The following is a 24222-nucleotide window of genomic DNA, read 5'->3' on the forward strand; positions in this document are numbered from 1 at the left end:
AAAACACCCGCACCAGCCGGCCTCGTCGGGATCAATCACCTCCTCGACGAAACCACCACAAACTAACCCAAGTGACTCCACTCAGCTTGACATCGCCCGGTGGGGGCAGAATCTCCGTCGAATTCGTTCGGGGCGAGGACGAGTCCGGCGCGCGGCGGTGGGCGCGCGGCGGTGGGCGCGCGGCGGTGGGCGCGCGGCGGTGAGTCTAGTCCACGGATGCGGCGGAGCAGGCCGCGCAGAGACCGAACACGTCGACCACGTGGGCGGCCTGGCTGAAGCCGTGCTCGGCGGCCACGTTCTTGGCCCAGTTCTCCACGGCGTCCGCTTCGATCTCGACGGTTTGTCCGCAGTTGCGGCAGATCAGGTGGTGGTGGTGGTCAGTCGTGCTGCAGGCGCGGTAGAGCGCCTCACCGTCGGGCGACTGCAGCGAGTCGGCCTCGCCCTCGCCGGCCAGGTCGGCCAGGGCCCGGTACACCGTGGCCAGGCCGATGGGCGAACCGGTGGCGTGCAGGCTGGCGTGCAGACCCTGGGCGCTGACGAATCCCTCGGCGTCGCTGAGCGCGGTGCGCACGGCCTCGCGCTGCCAGGTGTTCCGCTTCATGCTTTCAACCGTAACCGCGCCCGGACCAGCCGGCGACCGCCCAGGGCCACCAGGAAGAAGACGGCCGCGGTGAGGGCGATCGCCGGCCCGGCGGCCACGTCGATCGCCCGGGACAGGAGCACTCCGACCAGGCCGGCGGCCGCACCCAGCACCGGCGCGAGAACCAGGATCTGGGTGGCGGTGCGCGTGACCAGGCGCGCGGCGGCGGCCGGGGCCGCGATCAGCGCGATCGCGAGGATCGCCCCGACGGCCGGCATTGCGGTGACCACGGTGGCGGTGATCAGGGCGAGGGTGAGCAGCTCGATCGGCCATTCCCGGAATCCGGCGGCGCGGAATCCGCTCGGGTCGAAGGCGGAGAACAGGATCTCCTTGCCCAGCAGCACCATCACGGCCACGGCCACCCCGAGCACGCCGACGGCCAGCCAGACGTCACCGGTCGTGACGGTGAGGATCGACCCGACCAGGTAGGAGTCGACCTGCACCGGCAGCGACGGGTTGAGGGCCTGCAGAAGCACGCCGAGCGCGAAGCCCGCGGTGAGCAGGATGCCGGACGCCACCTGGGTGCCCTGCCGCTTCACCCGGCCGATCAGGGTCATGATGCCGACGATGAGGATGCTCGCCAGGGCCGCCCCGAGTGGGATGCTCACGCCGACGATCGTGGCGGTCACGGCGCCCGGGAAGGTGGCGTGGGTGAGGGCCTGGGCGAAGAAAGTGCGGCGGCGCAATACGACGAGGGATCCGACCAGCCCGCTGAGGGCGCCGATCACGGCGGCCGCGAGGAGTGCCTTCTCGAAGTAGCCCATCACGTCACCAGCTGTTCGCGCGGCGGCGGGGTGCGCGGCTGCGGGGACAGCGGCGGCGGGGTGCGCGGCGGCGTGGTGTGCTGCGGCCGCAGACGGGGCGAACCCAGCCGCCGAAGACCGTCGATGGACAGGCGCAACAGCAGCACCACGGCGTAGCCGGCGACCAGCACCAGCACCACGGTCGCGCCGCTGGGCAGGTCGAGACCGGCCTGCACGGATGCCTGGAAACCGAGCACGAGCCCAAGCCAGGCACCGAGGGCCGCGAAACAGGCCGCGATCGGGAACAGCAGCCAGAGCCGGTCAGTGATGAGCCGGGCCACGGCGCCGGGCACGATCAACACGGCCAGGACGAGGAGGTTGCCGACGGCGCTGGAGGCCGCGACGACCACGAGGGCGATGGCCACGTTGAGCACGAGGTCGAGCGCGAGCGTGCGGTAGCCGGCCGCGGCGAAGCCGACCCGGTCGAAGGCGCGGAACACCTCCTCCTTGAGCGTGAGCCCGATCAGGACCAGCGCCACGAGGCAGATGGCGACGGTCTGCACGACCTCATTCGGGCTGACCGTGAGGAGGCGGCCGAAGAGAAGCTGCTCCAGCTGGCCGACGTAGTTCGTCTCGCGGGAGACCAGGATGATGCCCACGCTGAACATGGCGGTGAAGACGATGGCGATCGCGGCATCCGAGGACACGGACTGGCGCACGATCAGGGTGAGGATGACCGCTGCGAACAGGGCGGCGACCATCGCGCCGGCGAACAGCCCCTCGCGCCCACCCCAGACGAAGCCGATCGCGATGCCGGGGAAGACCGCGTGGGTGAGACCGTCGCTGATGAACTCGAGGCCCCGCAGGTTGACCAGCACCCCGACGACGCCGGCTACCAGGCTGAGCGCACCCAGCACGAAGAGGGCCCGGGTCATGAACGGCAGGGCAAAGACGTCGATCAGCGGGCTGAGGAAGTCCATCTCAGTGACCGGTGTGCCCGGGCACAACTACGGTGTGCTCGTCGATCTCCACGCCGACCTCTCGGAACGTGCGTTGCACGTTCTCCAGGATCAGCACCGACTCGCGCGGCCCGAACGCCACCTGGGCGCCATTGAGCAGCAACACCTGTTCGCAGACCTCGCGGGCGAGCTGGAGGTCGTGGGTGGAGACGACCACGGCCACCCCCTCCTCCTTCAAACGCTTGACGGTGCCCACGAGCGCGTCCCGATTCTGCTGGTCGAGGCCGTTGAACGGCTCATCGAGCAGCAGCAGGCGGGGCCCCGCGGCCACGGCCCGCGCGAGCAGTCCGCGCTGCTGCTGGCCGCCGGAGAGTTCCCCGAAGCGGGTTTTCGCGCGATGCGCGAGGCCCACCGCGTCGAGTGCACGGGCCACGGCCTGACGGTCGCGCTTACCGGGCAGGCGCAGCCAGCCTAGCGAGCGGTAGCGCCCCATCATGACGACCTGCTCGAGCGTGACCGGGAACTGCTGGTCGATCTCGTCGGCCTGCGGCACGTAGCCGATGGATCCGGCCGGGGCCGCTGCCGCTCCCAGCACCTCGACGGTACCGCTCACGCGCTGGATCAGACCGAGGATGCCCTTGAGCAGCGTGGACTTGCCGGACCCGTTGGGCCCGATCAGCGCCACGGCCTCGCCGGCGTGCACCTCGAAGTCGATGTCGGCCAGGGCAGGGCTCTGGCCGTAGGAAAAGGAGGCGCCCGCCACCTTGAGCGCGACAGGCACGCTCGGCCGTACTTGAGAAGGGTTCTCGATCACTGACTAACTATCGCAGGTCTGCGGGCACCGCGGTGGGCTCGGCTCCCCAGGATTCGAGGATCAGGCCGACGTTGTGCAGCTGCGAACTGATGTAGGTGGCGCCGTCACTGTGCCGCGCACCGAGGGAGTCGCTGTAGAGCGCATCCTCTCCCGAGTACACGATGACGCCGGCCTCGCCGGCGATGGTGTCGGCGGCCTTCGGGCTGATCGAGGCCTCGGAGAATACCGCCTTGACCCCGGTGGCCGTGATGGCGGCGACGAGTTCGTCGATCGCGGCGGCGCTGGGCTCGGCGTTGTCGTCGAAGCTCGGGACGATGGAGCCGACGTAGGTGATGCCGTAGGCCTCGGTGAAGTAGCCGAATGCGTCGTGGTTGCTCACGAGCAGGCGCTGCTCGGCGGGCACGGCGTCGATGTTGGTACGGATCCAGTCGTCGAGCTCGGCCAGCCGGCCGGTGTAGGCGGTCGCGTTGGCCTCGAAGTCCGGGGCCAGGTCCGGCTGGGCATCACTGAGGCCCGTGACGATGGTGACGGCCATGGTCTCGGCATTGGACACGTCGGTCCAGATGTGCGGGTTGCCGCCCTGGTGGGAGTGCTCGGCGCCATCCGTCGCGGCCTTGTCGTCGGCGTGGTCCTCTTCGCTGGCTGCGATGTCCTGGATCTCGATGCCCTCGTCGGAGTCGATCGTCACGCCGTCGAAGCCGCTGGCGCTGATTGCGTCGTCGAGCCACTCCTCGAGGCCGACCCCATTGATCACGAGCACATCGGCCTCACCGAGGGCCGTCAAGTCGGCCACGGACGGGTCATAGCTGTGCGCGCTCTGGTTGGGCTGGATGAGCTGGGTCACTACTACGCCCGCGGTGTCGCCGACGACGTTGCGGGTGAGGTCCGCCACCTGGGTGGTCGTCGCGACCACCTTGAGGTCGCCGGCGGCGGCGCCATCCGCCGAACCGCCGGTCGGAGTGCAGCCGGCCAGGGTCAGCGCGGCAACGGCGGCCAGGGCGGTGAGGACGAATCGATTGTTGATCACAGGGCCGACGTTACGCCTAATGATAATGATTGTCAACACTAATAAGGGCTGCCGCCGGGATCTCCTCCGGGACCTTACTCGAGTAGCAGCGCGGGCTCCTCGATGATGCTCGCGACATCCGCCAGGAAGCGGCTCGCGACATCCCCATCGACCACGCGATGGTCGAAGCTCGCGCCGATGGTCGTCACCTGACGCACCCGCACCTCGCCGTCGACGACCCACGGTTTGGGCTTGATCGTTCCGAGGGCCACGATGCCGGCCTCGCCGGAGTTGAGGATGGGCGTGCCGGTATCCATGCCGAAGACACCGATATTGGTGATCGTGATCGTGCCGTTCGACATCTCCGCCGGCGAGGTCTTGCCGTCCCGCGCGGTGAGCGTGAGCTTCTCAAGGGCGCGGGCCAGTTCAAGCAGGCTCATGTCCTGCGCTTCCTTCACATTGGGCACGATGAGCCCACGGGGGGTGGCCGCGGCGATGCCCAGGTTCACGTAGTGCTTGATCACGATTTCCTCGTCGGTGAAAACCGAGTTGACCGTGGGGTTGCGCCGCACGGCCCAGATCATGGCTTTGGCCATGATCAGCATCGGGGACACGCGCACGCCCGCGAAGTCGGTGGACGCCTTGAGCCGCTTGACGAACTCCATGGTGCGGGTGGCGTCCACGTCGACAAAGAGGCTCACGTGCGGTGCGGTGAAGGCGCTGGAGGCCATGGCCTGGGCGATGGCCTTGCGCACGCCTTTGACCGGGACGCGCTCCTCACGGTCGCTGGGCCATTCCGGCGTCTGGATGTTGCGGAACACGCTGGCCTGGGTGGCCTCCCGCAGCACGTCCTCGCGGGTGACGTCGCCGACCGGGCCGGTCGCCTCGACCAGGGACAAGTCCACACCGAGGTCCTTGGCCAGCTTGCGGATCGGCGGCTTGGCGACGACGGGGCCCGCGGATGCCGCGCGCGGCAGCTGCGGGAGCTGCGAAGTGGCCGGGCGCGTGGGGTGCACGGGCGGCGGCGCGATCGACTCGTGGGCGACGGGGGTGACCCCATGGCGCTTGCGCCGGGTGGGCATGGTCGCCGCGGCGCCGCGCCCGACCAGGACCGCGCCCGGCGTCTCGGCCGGCTCGTCCGTGATGGTGGAGCCGGCATCCGCTGCCGCGCTGGCCAGCTCGCCCGCGCCGTTCGCGATCGCACTGCTCGACGCAGACGCGACGGCGACGGTCTCGGCCACGATGGTGATGATGACCGTTCCGACGTCGACGGTCGTGCCGGGTTTCACCAGGATCTCCCCGACCACGCCGACGTACGGCGACGGCAGCTCGACGAGCGACTTCGCGGTCTCGATCTCGACCAGCACCTGGTTGATCGACACGGTGTCGCCGGGCGCCACCTTCCACTCCACGATTTCGGCCTCGGTGAGACCCTCGCCGACGTCGGGCAGTGTGAATTTCGACACGCTCATCGAGTACGCTCCTTGCGATTGGTGAGGCGAGAAGCCCTGGTGCGACTCATATCAGTAGGAGAGGGCGCGGTCGACGGCCTCGAGCACGCGGTCCGGGCTGGGCAGGAAGTGCGTCTCGACGGCGGCCGGCGGGAACGGGGTGTCGAAACCGGAGACGCGCAGCACGGGAGCCTCGAGCAGGTAGAAGGCCTTCTCCGTGACGGTCGCGGCGATCTCCGATCCGACGCTGACGAAGCCGTGGGCCTCCTGGGCGACGACCAGATGCCCGGTCTTCTCGACCGACGCGAGGATGGGACCGTAGTCGATCGGCGAGATTGAACGCAGGTCGATGACCTCGACGCTGGTTCCCTCCGCCGCCGCGAGATCCGCCGCCTGCAGCAGGACGCTGACCATGGCGCCGTGGCCGACGACCGTCGCATCCGTGCCGCTGCGTACCACGCGGCTGGCGTGCAGGGGCGTGCCGCTCTCGGCAAGGTTCACCTCACCCTTGGGCCAGTAGCGGCTCTTGGGCTCGAAGAAGATGACCGGGTCGTCGGAGGCGATGGCCTCCTGCAACATCCAGTAGGCGTCGTGCGGGTTCGACGGGCTGACCACGCGCAGGCCCGGCGTGTGCGCGAAGTACGTCTCCGGGCTCTCCTGGTGGTGCTCGATCGACCCGATGTGGCCGCCGTAGGGGATGCGGATCACGACGGGCATGGAGACCCCACCCTCGTGCCGGTTGCGCATCCGCGCCAGCTGGCTGGTGATCTGGTCAAAGCCGGGGAAGACGAACCCGTCGAACTGGATCTCGCAGACCGGGCGGTAGCCGCGCAGGGCCAGGCCGATGGCCGTACCGATGATGCCGGACTCGGCCAGTGGGGTGTCGAGCACGCGCTTGTCGCCGAATTCGGCGATCAGACCCTCGGTGACGCGGAAGACCCCGCCCAGCGGGCCGATGTCCTCGCCCATCATCAGCACCCGGGGGTTGTCGCGCATGGCCTGGCGCAGGCCCGCGTTGAGGGCCTTCGTCATGGGCAGGTTCGCCGTTCCGGTGCCGGGAATGGCCCGCTTGGCGGCGGCCGGGTGTCCCGGGGTCGGCATCGCGGTGGTCGGTGTGGCGAGGCCGGTGGTGCTCGTCACGATCGTGTCGCTCACGCGTCGCCTCCTTCGAAGGATGCCTCGTAGTGGTCGAGCCAGGCCTTCTGTTCCTGGATCAGCGGGTGGGGTTCGGCGTAGACGTTGTCGAAGATGACGGCCTTCTCCGGGGAGTGGATGTCGAGGGCCCGGCGGCGCACATCCGCGGCGTAGTCGTCGGCCTCCTCGTCGACGGCGTCGAGGAACTCCTGCTCGACGCCCAGTCCCTGCAGGTAGCTGCGGAAGCGCACGATCGGGTCGCGGGCCACCCAGTAGGCCAGCTGCTCCGGGTCGCGGTACTTGGTGGGGTCGTCGGCCGTGGTGTGGGCACCGACTCGGTAGGTCAGGGCCTCGATCAGGGCGGGGCCGTGGCCGGCGCGGGCGTCGTCGAGGTGCTTGGCCGTCACCGCGAAACTGGCGAGCACGTCGTTGCCGTCGATCTGGGTGCCGGGCATGCCGAAGCCGGCGGCACGCAGGTAGAGCGGAGTGCGGGACTGCCGGGTCACGGGAACCGAGATGGCCCAGTGGTTGTTCTGCAGGAAGAAGACCTGCGGGGTCTGGTAGCTGGCGGCGAAGACGAGCGCCTCGTTGGCGTCGCCCTGCGACGAAGCTCCATCGCCGTAGTACACGATGACGGCCTGGTCGGTCTCGGGATTGCCGGTCGCGGTCGCGCCGTCGAGCTGCATGCCCATCGCGTAGCCCGTGGCGTGCAGGGTCTGCGAGGCCAGCACCAGGGTGTACAGGTGGAAGTTGCCGTGGTCCTCGGGGGTCCAGCCGCCGAGGGTGACGCCGCGCAGCATCCGCAGGATATCGACGGGGTCGAGTCCGCGGATCATGCCGACGACGTGCTCGCGATAGGACGGGAACACGTGGTCCTGCGGCCGGGTTGCGTAGGCGGAGCCGACCTGGGCGGCCTCCTGGCCGTGGCTGGGTACCCAGAGGGCCAGCTGGCCCTGCCGCTGCAGGTTCGCAGCCTCGGTGTCGAACCGGCGCACCACCACCATGTCGCGGTAGAACCGCCGATGGTCGGCCTCGGTCAGTCGATCGAGGTAGGGCAGGAACTCGGCCGCGGAATCGCTCGGGGCGAAGACACCCTCCGGGGAGAGCATTCGCACCGTGGGAGAGGCACTCGGGGTCGCTGACACCGTACTAACCTAGCTTCCGGGCTGGGTGCCCCGTTGGTAGATCGTCAACAATGTCGGCGCAAATACCCAGGAGCTTCTCCACGGATTCTTCCTCACCGATCGAAATTCGGATGCCCTCGGGGAACGGGCGCACGATCAGGCCGACGGCCGACAGGACATCGGCGATGTCGGCGGTGTCCTCGGCGGTGGGCAGCCAGATGAAGTTTCCCTGAGGCACCGGAATGTTCCAGCCCTGCTCGCTCAGCAGGCGCCAGATCCGGTCGCGCCGCTCGGTCAGGGCACGCACCCGCCGCAGCAGCTGGTCGGCGGCGTCGAGAGAGGCGATCGCGGCCGCACCGGCAACACCTGTGACCGAGAGCGGGATCGCGGTGGACCTCGCCGCATCGAGCACGGCGACGGGACCGAGGGCGTAGCCGACGCGCAGGCCGGCCAGGCCGTAGGCCTTGGAGAAAGTGCGCAGCACGACCAGGTTCGGGAACCGGGACAGCAGTGGCAGGCCGGTGACCGCCTCGGGGTCGGTGACGAACTCGCAGTAGGCCTCATCGAGGATGACGAGGAGGTCCGGCGGGACGACGGCCATGAACGATTCGAACTCGTCGCCCGTGACGGCGGTCCCGGTCGGATTGTTCGGACTGCAGATGATGACGACGCGGGTATGGTCCGTGATGCGGGTGGCCATCTCGGGCAGGTCGTGGCCATGGTCGGCCCGGTTCGGAACCTGCACGCTCGTGGCACCGGCGACGGTGACCAGGCCGGGGTAGGCCTCGAAGGAGCGCCACGAGTAGAGCACCTCGTCACCCGGTCCCGCGGCGGCGAGGATGAGCTGGGCCAGGAGGGCCACGGAGCCGGCACCGATGTGCACCTCGTCGACGCTCAGGCCGAACTGCGTGGCCAGCCGTTCGCGCAGGGCCAGCGCCGAGGCATCCGGGTACCGGTTGTATGCGGTCTCGGCGTTCACGGCGGCGATGACGCCGGGCAGCGGATCGAAGGGGTTCTCGTTGCTCGAGAGTTTGAACGCACTGGCTGCGGCAGCTTGACCCTGCCGATAGGCCGGGAGGGCGACAATCTCGGGGCGCAGGCGGACCGAGGGCGGGTCTGATGGGCTCACTCGGCGATTCTACGCCGCGGCATATTCACGTGGCCGCATGGTTAGGCCCCGGGCTGGCCCATCCGTGCGACCAGTCACCGGCGATGCCATAGTGGAGTCATGGCCAGATTCCTGATCAAGCTGATCCTCAACTCCGTCGCCCTGTGGCTCACGACCCTGCTCGTCAGCGGGGTGCGGGTCGATCCGTTCGCCGAGGGCACGACCGCCCTGATCGCCACCTATCTGTTGGTCGCGCTGGTCTTCGGCCTCGTCAACAGTGTGATCGGCGGCTTCGTGCGGGTTGTCGCGTTCCCGGTCTACATCCTCACGCTCGGCCTGATTTCCTTGATCGTGAATGGTTTCCTGCTGATGATCGTGGCCTGGTTCTCGGGCCTGGTCGGCTTCGGGCTCGTGGTGGACGATTTCTGGTGGGGTGTGCTCGGCGCACTCGTGCTGGGCATCATCAGCTGGATTCTCGGCGTGCTGATCCGACCGGTCACCCCCCGCTCGTAGCGATCTCCAGCCGTCGGGTCAGCCGTCGGGTCAGCCGTCGGCCAGGCGGAAGCCCCGCCACCGGGAGGACTCGCCGGCTTCCGTGCCGAGGATCTTCCCGAGGGTCTCCCGGAACTCCTGCAATCGTGGTTCCTCGGAGCCGTCCATGAGCCGCCCGGTGTCCCGGTAGGCGGTGAGGGCGTGAGCCGGCAGCGGCCGGTCGACCGGCACCTCCGCCTCAGCGAACACCTCGCGGCGCACCACCAGGCGCTCATCGTCGCCGGTGGCCGTTCCCCCCAGGGCAGGGACAAGGTCGTCGGTGTGCTCGACCATGACGGCCTCCACGTCTGCGGGCAGGGCCACTTGGGCGGTGAGTCCCCCAAAGGTCGCCACCGCGACGGTGTTGAAGTCCCCGGACGCCGCTAGCCGCGCCGCGATCAACCCGCCCTGCGAGTGACCCACCGGAACCACCGGGTCGCCCGGCGCCACCCCGGCCTCCCGCATGGCATCGACGACCGCCCGATAGGAGCCGGAGCCCTGGTCGGCGAGGGCGACGAGGTTGGAGGTGAGGTCCCACGGTTGTTCCCCGGCGACCGGGCTCCACGCCGCGGTGCCGCCGATGTAGACCACCCAGGATGCGTCGTCCGGACCGCCATAACGCTCGATGCGCACCTGCGGGGCGTCCTCCGACACCGAGGGGATGCGGGCAGCCAGGTCCTCGAAGCCGGCCGGCGGAGCGACGGGCCGGCCGGGGAGAGCGGCGCCGGGCCGCACGGCACCCGCAGGCGGCGAGCCGAGGGGGCGGGTCCCACCGTCGAGCCGCTCCACCGACACGGGAGTCTCGCGCAGCAGGCCGAGGGGGCGGGCGAGCCCGACCAGGCCCGCCGCGGTCGTCGTGACACCGAGCAGGCCGAGGCCCTCGTCGCCGAGGGCCAGTGACACCGGGAACGGCACCCCGGCACGACCGGTGGCCGCGTCGTCGGCCGAGGAGACGATCACCCGCACCGCCTCGACCAGGACCGGGTTGGTCAGGGCCCGCGGATGCGCGTGGACCCAGGCGCCGATCTCGGCGGGCGCGTCTCCCGGACGCCGGCCGGTGAGCAGACCGCCGAGCACCAACCCCACCACGCCGACCGTGAGTCCGGGCACGGCCGCCAGGGCCAAAAGAGGTGCCAGCAGCCCGAGGGTGGAGCCCAGCCAGGCCCCGGAGAGGCTTGCTCCCCAGTCCCGCACGCGCTCGGCCCTGCCGTAGCCCTCCGCCGCCGCGATAAGAGCGTCGGCGAGGGTCTGGCTGCGCTCCGCGACTCGCCCCAGGGCGGAGCGGGCCGCGAACACGTTCATCCCGGCGTTGGGCAGGCTCATCACCGGACCGAGGGGCTGGTCGGAATCCAGTGCCTGGATGCGCGCCACCCGCACCAGCCAGTCCTCGGCGTCACCCTGAAGCAGCCGCAGCCGCGCCGCCTCGGCCAGCAGCGTGTCGGTGGCGACGAGCGTGCTCCCGCCGCCGGACACGATCAGGGTGTCGCCGGGGCCGCCAGGCTGCTCCCCCGTCATCGCACCGCCCGGGCTGGAGCCGGGCCGGGTGCCAGGGCCGGGACCGGCGCCCGGGCCTCGGCCAGAGCAGCCCCGCCCTGATCGATCGCGGCCACCACCTCGGTGAGGGCGGCGTCGAGGAGCCCGGCGGCTCGGCGGAGCTCGCCGGCGAGGTCGCTGCGCTGACGGTCGTAGCTCCGCTGGGCCTCTGAGCGCCACGAGCCGGTCAGGTCGCCGGCCGTGAGCCGGCCCGCCGCCATGTCGACGTCGTCGCGCAGCAGGCGCAGCAGCATCCGTCGCTGCCGAAGTTCGTCGAGGCGCGCCTCCAGCGCGTAATGAGTCACGATCGTGCAAGTCGAGCTGGTGCCGCCCGGAATCTCCATCTCCGCCCTTCTGCGCGCTGCGGATTCGCTGCCAGTGAGCGTGCCACCCCCGGCAGACGTGGTCGCTGCGAATCCGAGAGTTCACGGAACATGCCGCACGACGGCGGCTGGGGAGGGGGCCGGGTGCAACACAATGGGGAGATGGACATTGTGTCGATCACACCCGATGAGTCGACACCGTTCCGCATTATTTTCGTCTGCACGGGAAACATCTGCCGTTCGCCGATGGCCGAAGTCATGCTTCGCGACCTGATCACGCGCTCCGGCCTGGGTCGTTTGATCACCACCAGCTCCGCCGGCACCGGCGACTGGCATGTCGGCGAGCAGGCGGATCAGCGCACGATCGCCGCCCTGGCCACCCGCGGCTACGACGGCAGGCATCATCGGGCCCGCCAGTTCGACCCCGAGTGGTTTGCCGACCTCGACCTCGTCGTGGTGCTCGACCGCGCGCAGGAACGCATCCTGCGCAACTGGGCCACGACCGAGCGTGACCGCAGCAAGGTACGCCTGCTGCTCAGTTTCGATGCGGCCCAGGCTGCCCTGCTGGACGTTCCCGACCCCTACTATTCCGACGATGCTTTCTTTGACACGGTTCTTGGCATGATTGAAAGCGCAAATGAAGCGCTCTTCGCGCAACTTGCACCCGCAATCCGACAGGGAGTCCGATGAGTCCGTTACCGCCCCAGGTCCTCAGCCCACTCGATGGCCGCTACCGCGCCGCCGTCACCGAACTGGGCGAGTACCTATCCGAGGCAGGCCTCAATCGGGCCCGGGTGCAGGTCGAGGTGGAGTGGCTGATCACCCTCACCGACCGCAGCCTGTTCGGCTCCGTACCGCTGAACGCGGAGCAGAAGCTCGGCCTGCGCGCTCTGGTCACCGACTTCGGCCAGACCGAGATCGACGAGTTGTCCGTGCTGGAAGCCACCACCCGGCACGACGTGAAAGCCGTCGAGTACCTCGTGCGCCGCCGCCTGAGCACGCTGGGCCTCGACCACATCAGCGAGCTCACCCACTTCGCCGCCACCAGCGAGGACATAAATAACCTGTCCTACGCGCTGACCGTGAGCGACGCTGTGCGCGAGGTCTGGCTGCCCAAATTCCGCGCCGTCATCGGCGCCCTGCGCCTGCGCGCCCTCGAATACCGCGCCGACTCCATGCTGGCCCGCACACACGGCCAGCCGGCGACACCCACCACGGTGGGCAAGGAGCTCGCGGTCTTCGTCTACCGGCTCGAGCGCCTGGCCCAGCAGGTCGAGGACAGCGAGTACCTGGGCAAATTCAGCGGTGCCACCGGCACCTTCGCCGCCCACGTCGCGGCCGATCCCGCCGTCGACTGGCCGGCCGTGTCGCGCGGCTTCGTCGAGGGCCTCGGGCTCACCTGGAACCCGCTGACCACCCAGATCGAGCCCCACGACTGGCAGGCCGAGCTCTACTCGCGCGTCTCTCATGCGAACCGGGTGCTGCACAACCTGGCGACGGATGTCTGGACCTACATCTCGCTCGGCTACTTCCGCCAGATCCCGCAGGTCGGGGCCACCGGCTCATCGACCATGCCGCACAAGATCAACCCCATCCGCTTCGAGAACGCGGAGGCCAACCTCGAGCTGTCCAGCGCGATCCTCGACTCGCTCGCGGCGACACTGGTGACCTCGCGGCTGCAGCGCGACCTGACCGACTCCACCACGCAGCGCAACATCGGCGTGGGCTTCGGGCACTCCCTGCTCGCCCTCGACAACATCCTGCGCGGCCTCGGCGAAATCGACATCGACCGCGCCATGCTCGCCCGCGACCTCGACGCCAACTGGGAGATCCTCGGCGAGGCGATCCAGACCGTGATCCGCGCCGAGGTGTCTTCGGGGCGCTCTACGATCGAGGACCCCTACGCCCTGCTCAAGGAACTCACCCGGGGCAAGCGGATCAACCGGGACGATCTGGTGGCCTTCGTCACCGAACTGGAGATCGGCGACGCCGCCAAGGCGCGGCTGCTCGAGCTGACCCCGGGCAGCTACGTGGGTCTCGCGGACCCGCTTCTCGACTACCTGACCTAGCGGCTGCGCGGGTGCTGCGCCGTTCCGCTGGTGGCGTGCCACTTGCGCAGCGGCGCACCCCACGCGCGGCGTCAGAATGCTCGTGGCGTCGGAGTACGCGCGGCGCCTCAGTTCAGAGGCCGCGGTCCTGCTCGTCGAGGTCGGACCTCTCGGCCGGGTTCGGCTTCATGCCGAGCACGAGCATCGCGATCACGACGAGCACGAGGATGAACGTGCCGCCGAAGCCGATCAACGCCAGCACCACGTCCCGAGTGCTCATCAGCACGACCAGGCCGAGGAACACGGCCATCGCGGCCGAGAAGCCGACGAGCTCGATCGGCTTGAGCTTCTCGGAACGGCTGGGTGTGCGCGGGGTGTTCTGGGTCACAGGGTGTCCGAATCGTTGGGTGAGGCCGTGAGGGCGCGGGCGGCATCCGTGCCGGACCACTTGAGGGAGAACCCGGCGATGGCGAGGTAGACGCCGAGCATCACGAGGTAGGCGCCGAACAGGCCGACCGACACCACTGCGTTGGGCGGCAGCAGCAGGAAGATCACGGCCAGCAGGGCGGTGACGGCGCCGACCAGCAGCCAGTCACGGTCGGCCGGGTCGCGCCGACGCGCACGGATGCCGCTGTACAGCTCGAGAAAACCGGTCACCACCGCCCAGACCGAGACCAGGAAGAGGAAGAAACCGAGCCCGCCCGCGTGGAAGAGCAGCGCGAGGAGGCCGGCGGCGACACCTACTGCGCCCTGCACCACAAAGAGGGACCGCTCCCGCGGATCGGCCAGCGTGCGCCGGCTGAGCAGACCCACCGTGAGGCCGCTGAGTAGCGCGAAGGCGCCGAACACGAGAAGGCCGAATTCCGCCGAATGATCGGCGTTGAAGGTAATCGCGGCCGCCGGCACAAGGGTGAGGGCGGCCCGCAGCACCGGCACCGGCCAGTACCGGCCGGTGGTGGAGTGTGGAGCCTGGGCGTTCGCCACGCGGCGACCTCTTTCATTGCGGGTTGAGACGGATACAGTCTACGCGGGCGGCCCTGGCCGCCCGCTGGGCCCCGGTGCGCAGATCGGTCAGAACAGGGTGTCGCCGATGTAGCCGTCCGTCGCGCATCCCGGCGGAATCGCGAACACCGCGGAACCGATCGGGGTGGTCCACTGGTTGAGCAGGTCGAGGGTGTCGAGGCGCTGCTGGATGGGCACGAACTGCGCGTCGACATCCGCCTGGAAACACGCGAACAGCAGTCCGGAGTTGGAGACGCCGGAACCCTGAGGCGCGTCGTCATAGTTGTAGCCGCGGCGGTGGATGCGCTGGGACCGGTCCTCCGACCGGGCGCGACGCAGGTGGGAGTATTCGGGGATGACCGGGAACCCGAGCGCGTTCGTCGCCGTGAAGTCGGGCTCGTCGCGCTCCTTCGTGCCCGTGAGCGGCGCCCCGACGGCGAGAGTGCGTCCGACCGCGGACTCGCGGCCCGAGCGGTCGAGCCCGTCCCACGTGTCGAGGTTCATGCTGATCCGGCGTAGGACGAGGCTGGTTCCACCCACCAGCCAGCCGGGACCGGAGGCCGTGCCCCAGACCAGGGCATTGAAGTCGGCCGTTCCGGCGGCCGGGTTCGCGGTGCCGTCCACCTGGCCGAACAGGTTGCGCATGGTGGTGCCGGGCTTCTCCGAACCGGCCGCTCGGCGGAAGCCGGACTGAACCCACCGCACCGACGCGAAGGAGCGCAGGTCCTTCAGAAGCATCCGGGTGGCATGGGCGACCGTCATCGGGTCGTCGGCGGCGATCTGCAGCAGCAGGTCACCGTCGTTCCACTCCGGCTGGAGCCGGTCGATCGTGAACGCGGGCAGCGGCCTCAGCCAGCCGGGAGCCTCTCCCCCGGCGACGGCGACGAGGCCGGGCCCGAAGCCGAAGGTGACCGTCAGCCGGGCCGGCACGACGGCCAGCTCGGGTTCCGAATCGGCCAGGGCGCCCTCGCCCTGGGTGAGCCGGGCGGCATCGTCGGTCAGGATGCGCATCATCCGCCGCAGCGCGGCCCGGTCGATCTGCGCGAGCAGGTTGAGCGCCACGAACGTGACCCGGGCCTGCGGGTCGGTGTCCACCCCTGCCTGGTGCACCCCGAAGAAGGGAACGGCGTCGGTGCCGCGAAAGAGCGGTACCGATGGAGCGGCAGAGCCGCCGATCCCGGCCTTGGCCACGAGGTCGATGCCCATGGCTCCAGCCGCACCGATCCCGGCGGCGGCACCACCCAGAAGAAGGTGGCGCCGGCTGAGCCGGCGGCCCGACTGCACGGACGGTTCGGGCGGTCCACTCCGTTCATTCTCTATGAGGGAACTCACTGGCTGTCGGTATCCATGTCCATTTCGGTGTCGCCCTCGTATGTTTCGTTGGCCCCGGTGTACTCCTTCACTCGGGCCGAGAAGTCCAGGCTCGACCCGTCGGCGAGGTCGAGGGTGAAGGCGGCCGCGTCGCCGGCGGCGAGCGGGCCGGTGAGCCCCATCAGCATGATGTGGCGGCCGCCAGGGACGAGTTCGATGGAGCCGCCGGCCGGCACCACGAAGCCATCCGGATTCTCCTGCATGACCATGTCGCCGGCGTCGTTGGCCACGGTTTCGTGAAGTTCGATCATCGAGGCTGCGGATGTCTCGGCTGAGACGACCGTGATGTCGTCGGGTCCGGAGTTCTCGAGCAGGCCGAAGGCGCCGGTCATGCCGGACTCGCTCGCCTTGACCCAGGCATCCGTCATGGCCAGGGTGTCGGCCGAGGTGGCGCTGTCGGTCGTCGCCGCGGGTGCCTCGGTCGCGCCGGCGCAGCCCGAGAGGGCCAGCATCAGAGCGGCGGCGGCAACGACGAATCGGGTGGGAACGGTGTTGAGCTTCATGAGGGGTTCTCCTGGTGTGGTGCGTTGGGTGCTCGGGAAACGATGCGGTGTGTCAGGTGCTTCAGGTGCTTCAGGTGCTTCAGGTTTTTCACGGGTTGCCGCGGCGCCTGGCTCGCCAGGCAATGAACAGGGCGACGGCGGCCAGTCCACCGAGGGCACCGAGGAGACCCACCGCGACCACAGAGAGTCCCGTTCCGTCGGCGGTCTCTTCCGAGGCGGCGGATGTCGCGGCGCCGGACGGGTCCGGCGCCGCGGTCGCACCCGCAGTCGACTGTGACCGGGGCTGGGCCGCGGCGCCCACGGTGAAGGCGAAGGCGCCAGAGACCGGGTGACCGTCGGCGGACACGACCCGCCAGCGCACGTCGTAGGCACCGTCGGGCAGGTCGGCCGCCACCGGCTGGGTGGCCTGCGGCCCGTCGAGCCGCATATCACCCTCTGCCCAGTTCTTCTCCTCGGTATCGACAACCATGACGATGGCGCCGACCTCGAGGATGTCGTCCGTGAACGTGATGGCGATCTCGGCGGGAGCGAGGTCGACGTTCTCACCGTCGGCCGGCACGGTCAACGCCACCTGGTCGTGCGCGTCGGCCGCCGGAGCCACCGGGCTGAATATGGACAGAGCGATCACGGCCAGGGTCAGGAAAACGGCTGCTGCCGGGCGTCGCGGTAGGGCAAAAATCATTGAAATCTCCGATTCGTGGAGGGAAGAGATGGGGCGGTGCGACGGCAGATTCACCGGGCACAGACGTGAAGGTGGCCGGGTGCGCAGACGCCGGCGACCTCACCGAGGTCGAACGGAATCGTTCGGGCCAGGTGTCAGCGGCTCAGCGGGTCAGCGGCTCAGCGGCTCAGCGGCTCAGCGGCTCAGCGGGTCAGCGGCTCAGCGGCTCAGCGGGTCGCGCGCAGGGTACAGCGCATCGGGATCAGAGCGCACGGGTGAGAAGGTCAGAGCCTCACGGTGCCAGGGCGCGCAGGGGCGGACCGCGGCGGAGCACACTGGAGAGCAGTACGCCGAGATCGGCCGGAACGAAGACCCGGCGGAAAGCAGGGCGCACCGTCGCCGCATCCGTTCCGATCTGCGCCGGAGCGAGGCGTTCGATCAGGACCGCGATGAGACGGATCGTCGTCTCCTCGAGCAGCGCCCAGAACGTCTTCTCGCCGCGGTACAGGGCGGCGATGGTGACGAGGGCAGCCAGGGCGTGTGCCACCCACATCCAGCCACCAGGCAGGGCGCCGACCGCGTGCATCAGGTGGGGGGTCGCGTCCAGGGTGACGGCTCCGTGATGGGAGGTGCTCGTCATCGTCGCGCTCGAGGCCCCGCCGAGGCCGAACAGAACGTGCAGCAGAAGCTGGCTGACCCCGACGGAGAGGGAGAGACGCAATAGCGACAAGCTTGTGCCGGCCAACAGCACGGACGCGATCCCCGCGAAGGCGAGGGCCAGACCCACGCTGAGCCAGCCGGGAGCGTTGCCGCCGCCGGCGATGTGCGAGAGGGCGGCGACGAAGACGGCGACGGATGCGGTCAGCCAGCCGCGACCAAATCGCGCCCACCTGCTCGTCATGGCTCTCCCTCGCACCGGAACCGCCCCGATCGGGGTCAGGGTCGGGTCCCTGACTGAACCCTACCGCCCTGACCTGTGCGCCGGGGCCGGGGCCGGGCGGGCACCGAACTCAGAGCGCGTTGACCGCGCCGAGCACCTTCGTCAGAGAGTCCTTGGCGTCGCCGAACAGCAGCGTCGTCTTCGGGTCGTAGAGCAGCTCGTTCTCGATGCCGGCGAAACCGGGACGCATCGACCGTTTGAGGAACACCACCTGCCGGGCATCACCGACGTCGAGGATCGGCATGCCGTAGATCGGCGAGCCGGGCGACGTCTTCGCGGCCGGGTTGACCACGTCGTTGGCGCCGACGACGAGGGCGACATCCGTGTTCTTGAATTCGGGGTTGACCTCGGCCATCTCCTTGAGCGCCTCATAGGGCACATTCGCCTCGGCGAGAAGCACGTTCATGTGCCCGGGCATGCGCCCGGCCACCGGGTGGATGGCGAAGACGACCTCGACGCCGCGCGCCTCGAGGGTGGTGGCGAGTTCGGCGATGGTGTGCTGGCCCTGCGCCACGGCGAGGCCGTAGCCGGGCACGATGACCACGCGCTGGGCGTAGTTGAGCAGCACGGCGACGTCTTCCGCATTGGAGCTGCGCACGGGCCGGTCGCTCTGGGCGGTCGACCCGGCGGTGGAACCGCCCTTGAACGCCCCGAACAGGATTCCGTTCACGCCGCGACCCATGGCGGATGCCATCGCCCGGGTCAGGATCGTGCCGCTGGCGCCCACGAGGGTGCCGGCCACCACAAGGAGCAGGTTGCCGAGAACGATGCCGGAGGCCGCGACGGCCAGACCGGTGAAGGCGTTGAGCAGGGAAATCACGATCGGCACGTCGGCCCCGCCGACGGGGAGCACGAGCAGCGCCCCGACGAGCAGTCCCAGCACGAGCAGGCCGATAGCCCAACCGGCCGCACCGGTGGCGACGACAAAGCCTCCGGCCACAAGGGCGGCCAGCACGATGCCGCCCATCACGATCGCGAGGCCCGGGAAGATGAGCGGCCTGGAGCTGATCAGGCCCTGCAGCTTGCCGACGGTGACCGCGGAGCCGGATAACGAGACGGCGCCGATGAGCATCGTGAAGACCACGGCCACCTTGCTCCACGGGCTGTCGGTGCTGCCGAGCTCCAGCATGGCGACCAGTGCCGCGGCACCGCCGCCGACGCCGTTGAACAGCGCGACGAGCTGGGGCATCTGCGTCATCTCCACGCGCCGCGAGATGGGAGCGGCGATCGCCGATCCCACCGCGATGGCGATGAGGATGGCCGGGATGTTCTCGATCCGGGCGGAGAGGAAGACGGTGATCACGGCCAGCAGCGCGCCGGCGGCCCCGATCAGGTTGCCGCGGCGGGCGGTCTTCGGCGAGGAGAGCCCGCGCAGGGCCAGGATGAAACAGACCGCGGCGATCAGGTAGAGCAGGCTGGTCCACTCGGGGCTGAGCAGGCTCATTTCGTCGCGTCCTTCGGATCGGTCTTCGGGCCGGCGCCGGCCGGTTTGCGGGGGGCGAACATTTTGAGCATCCGGTCGGTCACGACGAAGCCGCCGACGAGATTCGCGGTGGCCATCACCACGGCGAGCAGGGCGACCGCGAGCAGCCACGGCTCCAGGGTCTGCCCGGCGACGATGATGGCGCCGATCAGGATGATGCCGTGGATGGCGTTCGCCCCGCTCATCAGTGGGGTGTGCAGGGTGCTCGAGACCTTCGAGACGACCTCGAAGCCAACGAAGACCGCCAGCACGACGACGGTCAGCAGGGTGATTGGATCCATCAGTGTTCTCCTGTCACGGCGGCGGCCACGGCGGCGGCCACGGCGGCGGCCGTGGGTTCGTGCCGGATGGTGCCGTCATGCGTCAGGCACGCCCCGGCGACGACCTCGTCCGTGAAGTCGGGCGTCACCGTGCCGTCGACGGTCATCAAAGCGAGCAGGTTGGCCACGTTCTTTGCGAAAAGCCGCGAGGCGTCCGCCGGCATCGTGGAGGGGGCGTCCTTCATGCCCACGAGCGTGACGGAGCCGTCACCGGCCTGGGTGGGCACCAGGGTGTCCACACCGGCGAGAACACCCTCGACGTTCCCGCCGGTCTCGGCGGCCAGGTCGATCACGACCGAGCCTGGACGCATCGCGGCCACCATCTCGTGCGTGACGAGCAGCGGGGCCGCGCGACCGGGGATGGCCGCCGTGGTGATCATGACGTCGGCTGCGGCCACGTAGGGTGCGAGCAGTTCGCGCTGGCGCACGGCACGATCTACGCTCAGTTCCCGGGCGTAGCCACCCGTACCCTCGACGGCGTCCAGGTCGAGGTCGACGAAGGTGCCACCCATGGAGATGACCTCATCGGCCGAGGCCGGGCGCACGTCGTAGGCCGAGACCCGGGCACCAAGGCGCTTGGCCGTGGCGATTGCCTGCAGTCCGGCCACGCCGGCCCCGAGCACGAGCACTCGAGCCGGCGGAATCGTACCGGCCGCGGTCATGTAGAGCGGGAAGAAGCGGGGGAATCGGATGGCCGCCTCGAGCACCACGCGATAGCCGGAGATCAGCGATTGGCTAGTGAGCGCGTCCATCGACTGGGCGCGCGAGATGCGCGGAACCAGCTCGAGGGCAAAGGCCGTCGCGCCGGCCGCGGCCAGGGCGGCGACGGTGGCCAGCTCGGAGGCCGGCGACGCCAGACCGACCGTAATCGTGCCGGGGCGGAAAGCAGCCGCGAACTCCGGGGCGAGGGGGCGCACGTGGCAGTAGACATCGAGGTCGCCCGGGGTGAGGTGCGGCACAACGGCGGCACCGGCATCCGTGTAGGCGGCGTCGCCGTGACCGGAAGGGGCGCCCGCACCGGACTCAACCAGGACCTCGAGTCCAAGGGTTGTGAGCTGGGTCACTGTCTCGGGGGTCGCCGCGACGCGGCGCTCACCTTGCAGGCGTTCTCGTCCGATGCCGACTCTCACGCGCGTCTCCTTCGTGGCGAACGGCCACGAGCGAGAACGGACCGATCCGAACACTTGCGCGGCACTTTCGTCCCCGTTCGTAGCGTAGTGGGATTCGCGTGCCGCCCGGAGAATATGACCGCGCTGCGGCGGGTGTGTAGGTTCCTGACTCAGTTGTCATTGGCTACTGCCGAAATCACGGCGAATCCTGTACACCTGTCACCGCGCCAATCCCCGTCTACCCGTCACTATCCTCGACCGTGTCTCAACCTTGTCGTGCAGGTGGTCAAGGGGTGAGATCACCCGGCAATACCCTTATGGCATGTCAGCAGTTGAGGAAATTCCGAGCATCGTGGCTTCAATCACAGCCGCCGTCGCGATAGGCGTCTCAGTCAGTGGCGCCTTCATGCCGAACGTCGGTCTAGGTCGAATTTAACGACTCACGTCTGCGATTGAGAAGCTCTCTGGTACAGACTAAGTCGCCCTCAGCGAAGTGAGATCGCAGCTGATCAGAAACTATGTCAAAGCATCTTCTTCATGGACATTAACTGCTGACCGGATTCAAGTTGGCGTGCTAACGGCCGGTGGAACTCTGATGTTCGTTTCGCTGGGCGCAAGCTCCATCGCGGCTGCGTCAACTTCACCGGGATCGGAGGACCGGTCGAGCGCCTGGTGGATCCCTGACTATGTCATTGGCCTGGGCACGGTGGTTGTCAACTCAATCATCTTGTTGTGTCGGAGAGCTCGCGCCAAGAAGGATCCGGAAGGACACACAACTCGATCCATCGTGACCGTTCCACAGCCACCAGTCGGAACACCGGCTAATGCAACATCCACTGCAGCAGAAACTTGTAAGACGCTAGACCCGCTGCATCGTTAGCGCTTGGACGCTCCATGCCTGCTACGAAATGCCCCGTCTCTCGATGTCAAAATCGAGAGTGGGGCGTGTCACGACCAACACGTCGGCGGAAGGCGAGTCCACCCGTGAGTCCGAAGCACGAAGTTGAACTGGTATGAGCCTCGCGCCGCCTCTTGGACGCGTTTGGATGCCTTCCCGACGGAGTCTACGGAGGACAGCACTCGGGCTCATCCCGAGGATCGCTGCAATTTCCCGGGCGGACTCACCCTGGTCGACGTAGTGCCGCACGGGAAACTCCCGTGAAATGTCTTTCGGGCGACGACCACAAGAAGGTGGCTGGATTCCATGTTCCTTAAATTGCCGAGAAAGCGTGGTTCTTCCGAATCCGGCGTCCTGTGCAATCCGGGTAAGAGTGTTCCCGGCGGCGGTCTCTGCGACGAAAGCACTCACCGTGAAAACTTCCCTCGCTGCGAGGTTGCGGTGCCAATTCGAAGGGCGTTATTTCGGATCTCTGAAGCCGACGGCCGGTGGTTCGAGTTCAAGCCCAATACCGTTCATTTAAGCGGTTGAGTGGTGATTTCTGGCTCGTGGAGGGGTTGTGGCCAGTGCGCGTGGTGAAAGCGTTTGGCGGGCCATTTTGAGACCTTGCGTTTGATGACGCGAGGGTTCGAACGCCGTCGTCGCGCGGGGTTCAGCCGTCGGATCAGGGCGGTTACCGCATGGCGCCAGACCGGTGTGGCGTAGTCAGGGCGCGGAGGCAGGAAAAGCGCCCTGAGCCACGGAACGGCGGGCGATGCGGAGTGCGGCGATGAAGGAGACCCGGTCAGGGTCGCGGTGAGCATGCTGGGCGGCCTCGACCACGAGGGTGCGGATCGCGTAGTGGCAGCAGAGGTGGCCCCAGATTTCCTGCTTGACCGGGTCGGGGGATTTGAACCGCATCACCATGCGCGGCCCGCGTTGGTGAGTCTTCAGCTCGTCGGACACGGACTCGATCTCCCATCGTTCGGAGTACATGGTCGCGAGTTCTTCCGCGGAGGCCTCCGCCGGATCAAGGATCGTGGTCAGCAGCCGGTAGGCGTCAGGGTTGTCGCGTCCGTCGTCGATCGTGTAGTCCACGACCCGCACGGTCAGTGGTGGTGTCGATTGCCGCCCCGGGCCCGAGGTCGGGATGATCGTGGTCTCGGCCGAGCCGGTCCAGCTTTTGAACCAGGAGCGTGTCACCATGACGCAGCGCCTTCAGGCAGGCCGCCAGGTGTGGCCGTCCGTTCTTCTTGCCGGATGCCCGGTCCTCGTAGAGATCCCCTGCAGGGACGCCGGCGGCCAGGAGTGCGTCTCGTTGTAGATCAGTGCTCTGCGAACCATTAGCTTTTGACACGCGCATGCATCCGACGTGCATGCTCGACCCCTGTCATCTAAACGTTCGATTACGTGACATCACGTCCGTATCGCCCAGAAACCCAAAATTCTTCACATAATCCGTCACATATTTCGACGTGTTGCAAAGGATCAGCGCGCAAGCCAATCGACGAGAATTGGTCACGTCCCGCAGAGTGGTGGAGTTTCTCGACACCGTGCGGGTCAGCTGTTCTAGCTTAGGCGGCGGCGAGTTCGGGGAGTATCACCGCCTCGTCGATGACCTCGATGGGGTTGTTCATGGTGGCCAGCTCGAGCATGGATGCTTCGGAGAAGTAACGGCGTTCGCCGGCTTCCCACTCGTCATGCTGCTCGATCAGGACCGACCCGGCCAGGCGCAGCAGGGCCGCGGAATTAGGGAACACTCCGACGACGTCGGTGCGGCGTTTGATCTCCTTGTTGACCCGTTCCAGCGGGTTCGTGGACCAGATCTGGCGCCAGTGTCGCCGTGGAAAAGCAGCGAACGCGAGCATGTCGGGTTGCGCGTCGACGAGCATGGCAGCGACCTTGGGGTGCGAGCGGCCGAGCATGGTCGTGACTTCTCGGAACTGCTTCTCGATGTGTTCGCGGTCCGGTTGGGCGAAGATGGTGCGGATGATCGAGGCGACCATGTCCTGGGATCCTTTCGGGATCACTGCGAGGACGTTGCGCATAAAGTGAACCCGGCAGCGCTGCCAGCCGGCGCCCTGGAACACGGTCCCGATGGCCTTCTTCAGGCCGGTGTGCGCGTCAGACATAACCAGCTTGACCCCGTCGAGACCGCGGGTCTTCAGCGACCGAAGGAAGCTGGTCCAAAAGCCCTCGTTCTCGCTGTCACCAACGTCGAACCCAAGAACTTCCCGGCGCCCGTCGGCAGCCACGCCGACCGCGACGACAATGGCCTGGGACACGATCCGGTGCCCGACGCGGGCTTTGCAGTAGGTCGCGTCGAGGAACACGTACGGGAAGTCCTGCGCGGCGAGGGTGCGGTCGCGAAACTCGGCCACCTCAGCGTCCAGGCCCGCGCAGATCCGGGACACCTCCGACTTCGAGATCCCCGTGTCCGCCACGAGGGCCTTGACCAGGTCGTCGACTTTGCGGGTCGAGACGCCGTGGACATAAGCCTCCATCACGACCGCGAACAACGCCTGGTCGACCCGACGGCGAC

At 68.4% G+C, this 24222-nt stretch carries 24 protein-coding genes and 2 pseudogenes; 3 read left to right on the forward strand and 23 right to left on the reverse strand.

What is annotated here, in order from left to right; translation table 11 throughout:
• Positions 1–205: 205 nt before the first annotated feature.
• The 9 genes from E3T40_RS11985 to E3T40_RS12025 all read right to left on the reverse strand — a co-directional run bounded on the left by E3T40_RS11985 (position 206) and on the right by E3T40_RS12025 (position 9000).
• Positions 206–601, reverse strand: coding sequence for a Fur family transcriptional regulator (locus tag E3T40_RS11985; protein WP_104169827.1), 396 nt, complete (start codon positions 599–601; stop codon positions 206–208).
• Complete coding sequence (locus tag E3T40_RS11990; protein ID WP_134543772.1) at positions 598–1404, reverse strand: metal ABC transporter permease; 807 nt, start codon at positions 1402–1404, stop codon at positions 598–600. Before E3T40_RS11990 ends, E3T40_RS11985 begins: the two co-directional genes overlap by 4 nt.
• A complete protein-coding gene (locus E3T40_RS11995) occupies positions 1404–2363 on the reverse strand; it encodes a metal ABC transporter permease (RefSeq protein ID WP_134543750.1) in 960 nt (319 codons plus the stop codon). The genes E3T40_RS11990 and E3T40_RS11995 overlap by 1 nt, the downstream gene beginning before the upstream one ends.
• 1 nt (position 2364) lies before the next feature.
• Complete coding sequence (locus E3T40_RS12000; protein WP_104169830.1) at positions 2365–3156, reverse strand: metal ABC transporter ATP-binding protein; 792 nt, start codon at positions 3154–3156, stop codon at positions 2365–2367.
• 7 nt (positions 3157–3163) lie between these two features.
• Positions 3164–4183, reverse strand: coding sequence for a metal ABC transporter substrate-binding protein (locus tag E3T40_RS12005; protein WP_134543753.1), 1020 nt, complete (start codon positions 4181–4183; stop codon positions 3164–3166).
• Positions 4184–4257: 74 nt separating this feature from the next.
• Positions 4258–5634, reverse strand: coding sequence for a dihydrolipoamide acetyltransferase family protein (locus E3T40_RS12010; RefSeq protein WP_104099758.1), 1377 nt, complete (start codon positions 5632–5634; stop codon positions 4258–4260).
• Between the two features lie 51 nt (positions 5635–5685).
• Positions 5686–6645 (reverse strand): alpha-ketoacid dehydrogenase subunit beta, encoded by a 960-nt coding sequence (locus E3T40_RS12015; RefSeq protein ID WP_241981766.1) that lies wholly within the window; start codon positions 6643–6645, stop codon positions 5686–5688.
• Between the two features lie 119 nt (positions 6646–6764).
• Complete coding sequence (locus E3T40_RS12020; protein ID WP_104169832.1) at positions 6765–7856, reverse strand: thiamine pyrophosphate-dependent dehydrogenase E1 component subunit alpha; 1092 nt, start codon at positions 7854–7856, stop codon at positions 6765–6767.
• A gap of 40 nt (positions 7857–7896) precedes the next feature.
• On the reverse strand, positions 7897–9000 hold the full coding sequence (locus E3T40_RS12025; RefSeq protein ID WP_104194745.1) for a histidinol-phosphate transaminase: 1104 nt from the start codon (positions 8998–9000) through the stop codon (positions 7897–7899).
• Between the two features lie 99 nt (positions 9001–9099).
• Here E3T40_RS12025 and E3T40_RS12030 point away from each other — a divergent pair, with 99 nt between their 5' ends.
• Positions 9100–9492 carry a phage holin family protein gene (locus E3T40_RS12030; RefSeq protein ID WP_104099761.1) on the forward strand — a complete coding sequence of 131 codons (393 nt, stop codon included), beginning with the start codon at positions 9100–9102 and terminating at the stop codon, positions 9490–9492.
• Between the two features lie 30 nt (positions 9493–9522).
• Here E3T40_RS12030 and E3T40_RS12035 read toward each other — a convergent pair whose 3' ends face one another.
• Both E3T40_RS12035 and E3T40_RS12040 read right to left on the reverse strand, forming a co-directional pair.
• Positions 9523–11025, reverse strand: a complete 1503-nt coding sequence (locus E3T40_RS12035; RefSeq protein ID WP_134543756.1) for a hypothetical protein — start codon at positions 11023–11025, stop codon at positions 9523–9525.
• Complete coding sequence (locus E3T40_RS12040; RefSeq protein ID WP_104169835.1) at positions 11022–11387, reverse strand: hypothetical protein; 366 nt, start codon at positions 11385–11387, stop codon at positions 11022–11024. Before E3T40_RS12040 ends, E3T40_RS12035 begins: the two co-directional genes overlap by 4 nt.
• Before the next feature lie 141 nt (positions 11388–11528).
• On the opposite strand from E3T40_RS12040, the gene E3T40_RS12045 reads away from it, so the two are divergent.
• Positions 11529–12056 carry a low molecular weight protein-tyrosine-phosphatase gene (locus E3T40_RS12045; RefSeq protein WP_104099783.1) on the forward strand — a complete coding sequence of 176 codons (528 nt, stop codon included), beginning with the start codon at positions 11529–11531 and terminating at the stop codon, positions 12054–12056.
• On the forward strand, positions 12053–13435 hold the full coding sequence (gene purB / locus E3T40_RS12050; protein ID WP_134543759.1) for an adenylosuccinate lyase: 1383 nt from the start codon (positions 12053–12055) through the stop codon (positions 13433–13435). Before E3T40_RS12045 ends, purB begins: the two co-directional genes overlap by 4 nt.
• Before the next feature lie 112 nt (positions 13436–13547).
• Here purB and E3T40_RS12055 read toward each other — a convergent pair whose 3' ends face one another.
• The 12 genes and pseudogenes from E3T40_RS12055 to E3T40_RS12115 all read right to left on the reverse strand — a co-directional run.
• Positions 13548–13802 (reverse strand): hypothetical protein, encoded by a 255-nt coding sequence (locus E3T40_RS12055; RefSeq protein ID WP_104169837.1) that lies wholly within the window; start codon positions 13800–13802, stop codon positions 13548–13550.
• Positions 13799–14398: an HdeD family acid-resistance protein gene (locus E3T40_RS12060; RefSeq protein WP_104169838.1), complete on the reverse strand. Its 600-nt coding sequence runs from the start codon at positions 14396–14398 to the stop codon at positions 13799–13801. Before E3T40_RS12060 ends, E3T40_RS12055 begins: the two co-directional genes overlap by 4 nt.
• Positions 14399–14485: 87 nt before the next feature.
• Entirely contained in the window at positions 14486–15748 is a 1263-nt protein-coding gene (locus E3T40_RS12065; protein WP_241981765.1) for a Dyp-type peroxidase, read from the reverse strand.
• Positions 15745–16290 carry a copper chaperone PCu(A)C gene (locus E3T40_RS12070; protein ID WP_134543761.1) on the reverse strand — a complete coding sequence of 182 codons (546 nt, stop codon included), beginning with the start codon at positions 16288–16290 and terminating at the stop codon, positions 15745–15747. The genes E3T40_RS12065 and E3T40_RS12070 overlap by 4 nt, the downstream gene beginning before the upstream one ends.
• Positions 16291–16378: 88 nt before the next feature.
• A complete protein-coding gene (locus E3T40_RS12075) occupies positions 16379–16972 on the reverse strand; it encodes a copper resistance protein CopC (protein ID WP_104169840.1) in 594 nt (197 codons plus the stop codon).
• A gap of 271 nt (positions 16973–17243) precedes the next feature.
• Positions 17244–17852, reverse strand: coding sequence for a hypothetical protein (locus tag E3T40_RS16370; RefSeq protein ID WP_166786628.1), 609 nt, complete (start codon positions 17850–17852; stop codon positions 17244–17246).
• 109 nt (positions 17853–17961) lie between these two features.
• A complete protein-coding gene (locus tag E3T40_RS12085) occupies positions 17962–19335 on the reverse strand; it encodes an NAD(P)(+) transhydrogenase (Re/Si-specific) subunit beta (protein ID WP_104194741.1) in 1374 nt (457 codons plus the stop codon).
• Positions 19332–19655, reverse strand: a complete 324-nt coding sequence (locus tag E3T40_RS12090) for an NAD(P) transhydrogenase subunit alpha (RefSeq protein WP_104099771.1) — start codon at positions 19653–19655, stop codon at positions 19332–19334. Before E3T40_RS12090 ends, E3T40_RS12085 begins: the two co-directional genes overlap by 4 nt.
• On the reverse strand, positions 19655–20824 hold the full coding sequence (locus E3T40_RS12095) for an NAD(P) transhydrogenase subunit alpha (RefSeq protein ID WP_134543766.1): 1170 nt from the start codon (positions 20822–20824) through the stop codon (positions 19655–19657). The genes E3T40_RS12090 and E3T40_RS12095 overlap by 1 nt, the downstream gene beginning before the upstream one ends.
• Before the next feature lie 1582 nt (positions 20825–22406).
• A pseudogene (locus E3T40_RS12105) lies at positions 22407–22796 on the reverse strand (transposase); the annotation flags it as partial.
• Positions 22792–23058 (reverse strand): annotated as a pseudogene (locus tag E3T40_RS12110) (recombinase family protein); the annotation flags it as partial. The pseudogenes E3T40_RS12110 and E3T40_RS12105, both read right to left, overlap by 5 nt.
• Before the next feature lie 196 nt (positions 23059–23254).
• Positions 23255–24222, reverse strand: a 968-nt coding sequence (locus E3T40_RS12115) for an IS256 family transposase (RefSeq protein ID WP_134543769.1), incomplete at its 5' end; no start/stop codon positions are given.

Source organism: Cryobacterium sp. TMT1-19, from assembly GCF_004403055.1.
Lineage (GTDB): Bacteria > Actinomycetota > Actinomycetes > Actinomycetales > Microbacteriaceae > Cryobacterium > Cryobacterium sandaracinum.

Coding starts and splice junctions, on each gene's coding strand:
- E3T40_RS12020 (WP_104169832.1), bottom strand. CDS start 7,856: ATGCTCTCCCCGGAGGGTGTCTTCGCCCCGAGCGATTCCGCGGCCGAG.
- purB (WP_134543759.1), top strand. CDS start 12,053: ATGAGTCCGTTACCGCCCCAGGTCCTCAGCCCACTCGATGGCCGCTAC.
- E3T40_RS12035 (WP_134543756.1), bottom strand. CDS start 11,025: ATGACGGGGGAGCAGCCTGGCGGCCCCGGCGACACCCTGATCGTGTCC.
- E3T40_RS12015 (WP_241981766.1), bottom strand. CDS start 6,645: ATGACGAAGGCCCTCAACGCGGGCCTGCGCCAGGCCATGCGCGACAAC.
- E3T40_RS11985 (WP_104169827.1), bottom strand. CDS start 601: ATGAAGCGGAACACCTGGCAGCGCGAGGCCGTGCGCACCGCGCTCAGC.
- E3T40_RS16370 (WP_166786628.1), bottom strand. CDS start 17,852: ATGACGAGCAGGTGGGCGCGATTTGGTCGCGGCTGGCTGACCGCATCC.
- E3T40_RS12045 (WP_104099783.1), top strand. CDS start 11,529: ATGGACATTGTGTCGATCACACCCGATGAGTCGACACCGTTCCGCATT.
- E3T40_RS12090 (WP_104099771.1), bottom strand. CDS start 19,655: ATGGATCCAATCACCCTGCTGACCGTCGTCGTGCTGGCGGTCTTCGTT.
- E3T40_RS12075 (WP_104169840.1), bottom strand. CDS start 16,972: ATGATTTTTGCCCTACCGCGACGCCCGGCAGCAGCCGTTTTCCTGACC.
- E3T40_RS12085 (WP_104194741.1), bottom strand. CDS start 19,335: ATGAGCCTGCTCAGCCCCGAGTGGACCAGCCTGCTCTACCTGATCGCC.
- E3T40_RS12030 (WP_104099761.1), top strand. CDS start 9,100: ATGGCCAGATTCCTGATCAAGCTGATCCTCAACTCCGTCGCCCTGTGG.
- E3T40_RS12070 (WP_134543761.1), bottom strand. CDS start 16,290: ATGAAGCTCAACACCGTTCCCACCCGATTCGTCGTTGCCGCCGCCGCT.
- E3T40_RS12010 (WP_104099758.1), bottom strand. CDS start 5,634: ATGAGCGTGTCGAAATTCACACTGCCCGACGTCGGCGAGGGTCTCACC.
- E3T40_RS12040 (WP_104169835.1), bottom strand. CDS start 11,387: ATGGAGATTCCGGGCGGCACCAGCTCGACTTGCACGATCGTGACTCAT.
- E3T40_RS11990 (WP_134543772.1), bottom strand. CDS start 1,404: ATGGGCTACTTCGAGAAGGCACTCCTCGCGGCCGCCGTGATCGGCGCC.
- E3T40_RS11995 (WP_134543750.1), bottom strand. CDS start 2,363: ATGGACTTCCTCAGCCCGCTGATCGACGTCTTTGCCCTGCCGTTCATG.